The sequence below is a fragment of the Halobacterium bonnevillei genome, from assembly GCF_009831555.1.
In the GTDB taxonomy this organism is placed as follows: domain Archaea; phylum Halobacteriota; class Halobacteria; order Halobacteriales; family Halobacteriaceae; genus Halobacterium; species Halobacterium bonnevillei.
Genome location: NZ_WUUU01000282.1, coordinates 1 through 2,365, shown reverse-complemented (window position 1 = coordinate 2,365; position 2,365 = coordinate 1). Strand labels below are relative to the sequence as shown.

Annotated in this window: 2 protein-coding genes; both read left to right on the top strand. The window is 71.5% G+C overall.

Going from position 1 to position 2,365, the window contains the following annotated elements; all coding sequences use genetic code 11:
• The coding region (locus GRX66_RS18340; protein WP_159527767.1) for an ABC transporter ATP-binding protein at positions 1–1,795 on the top strand (1,795 nt) is incomplete at its 5' end.
• An 86-nt stretch (positions 1,796–1,881) separates the two neighbouring features.
• Positions 1,882–2,365 (top strand): DHH family phosphoesterase (locus GRX66_RS18335; RefSeq protein WP_201293095.1); only part of this gene is annotated, 484 nt, incomplete at its 3' end.

The following is a 2,365-nucleotide window of genomic DNA, read 5'->3' as shown; positions in this document are numbered from 1 at the left end:
CCACTACCTCGCGACCGGCGTCGCCGCGAACGCAGCGAAGTCCTTCATCGGGTTCGCGGACGTGTTCGTGGTCGGCCTCGCCATCGACGCGCTGTTCAACGACCAGCCGCTCGCGCTGCCGCTCGTCCCCGAGGCGTGGATTCCCACCGACCCGCTCGCGATGCTCGTGTTCGTCGCGGGCGTGCTGTTCGCGGTGAACGCCAGCAGCGTCGTCGGCGGGTCGCTCGGGGACTACGCGGCCACCGTCTACGCGCAGCGGGTCCTCCACCGCATCCGCGTCGCCGCCTTCGACGCAGCTCAGCACCGCGGACTCGCGTACTTCGACGAGTACCGCACGGGCGACGTGATGAGCGCGCTCAACGACGACGTCAACCAACTGGAGACGTTCTTCACGACCCTGCTGGGCGCGGCGGTCTGGATCGTCGTCACGCTCGCGGCCGCCGTCGTCTACATGGCCGTGCTGAACTGGCAACTCGCCGCGTTCGTGCTCGCGTCCGCGCCGGTCGTCGGTGCGCTCAACTACTGGTTCGCCGAGCGCGTCGAACCCCGGCAGGAGGCGGTGCGCAGCGAGCGCGCCGACCTGAACGCCCACCTGGAAACGGGTCTCGACGGCGTCAGCGTCCTGAAGGCGTTCACCGCCGAGGCCGACGAACGCGACCGCGTGGCGGCGGCGTCCCGCGACCACTTCCGCGCGCGGTTCCGCGCGAAACGACTCGCAGTGCGCCAGACGCCGCTGAACCGCCTGGTCGCAGGAATCTGGCTGCTGGGCACACTCACTGTCGGCGTCTACTGGATTCTCGTCGGGCCGCCGCTGGGGTTCTCGGGGACGCTGACCGCGGGCGAACTCGTGCCGTTCCTGTTCTACATGGAGCGCGTGACGCTGCCGCTGCGCAACCTCACCGGCGTCCTCGACGGCTACGAGGCCGCCGACGCCGCCGCCCAGCGCATCGACGGCCTCACCGGCGGCGCCGACCGGGCGAACGGCTCCGGGAGCACAGCGCACCGCGACGACGGCGCGCGGGGCGAGACGGCCCCCCGTACCCAGGTGACGGACGGCCGCGTCCGCTTCGAGGACGTGACGTTCGCCTATCCCGGCACGGACGAGCCAGCCGTCGACGGACTGGATTTCGCCGTCGAGCCCGGCGAGACCGTCGGCGTCGTCGGGTCGACGGGCGCCGGGAAGTCCACGCTCGTGAAACTCCTGCTGCGGCTCTACGACCCCGACACCGGCACCATCCGCATCGACGGCCAGGACGTCGCCGGCACCGACCCCGCCGGCGTCCGCGACCACGTCGGCTACGTGAACCAGGACGCGTTCCTGTTCAACGACACTGTACGCTACAACATCGCGTACGGAGCCAGCGGCGAGATCTCCGACGAGCGCGTCCGCGAGGCCGCCCGCGAGGCCGGCGTCCACGATGAGATTCTGGCCCTCCCGGACGGCTACGACACCGAGGTCGGGGACCGCGGCGTGAAACTCTCGGGCGGCCAGCGCCAGCGCGTCGCCTCGCGCGCGCCGTCGTCGGCGACCCCGAGCTGCTCGTGCTGGACGAAGCCACCAGCCACGTGGACAGCGAGACCGAACGCATCCTGCAGCGACGCCTCGCGGACATCACGGCCGACCGCACCACGTTCGTCGTCGCCCACCGCCTCTCGACGGTTCGTGGGGCGGACCGGATTCTCGCGCTCGAGGACGGCGAACTCGTCGAATGCGGCACCCACGACGACCTCCTCTCCGCCGGCGGCGTGTACGCCGACCTCTGGAACGTGCAAGTGGGGCGGGCCGACGCAGTAGCCAGCGACTAACCCGGGACGAGCGGGGGCGACCGGCCGCCCCCGCAAGCCAGCAGTTTATACCCGAAGCCGCGCAAGGGTGACCCAATGGACGCGCCGGTCCCGGAACTCGAAGCGCGCGCCGCGGCGTGCGCGGACGCCCTCACTGCCGCCGACTCCGTCCTGCTGGCCTCGCACATCGACGCCGACGGACTGACGAGCGCGGGCATCGCCGCGACGGCGCTGGAGCGCGCCGGCATCCCCCACGACGTCGTGTTCTCGAAGCAACTCGACGACGAGGAGGTCGCGGGCATCGCCGCCCACGACCACGACACCGTGCTGTTCACGGACTTCGGGAGCGGGCAACTCGACGCCATCAGCGAGCACGAGGCCGCCGGCGACTTTACCCCGATTATCGCCGACCACCACCAGCCGGCGGACGCGGACACCGAGTTCCACCTGAATCCCCTCCTCGAGGGCGTCGACGGCGGGAAGGAGCTGTCGGGTGCCGGCGCGAGCTACGTCCTCGCCCGCGCCCTGCTCGGTCAGGACGCCACGGACCTGGCGGCGCTGGCGGTGGTGGGCGCGGTCG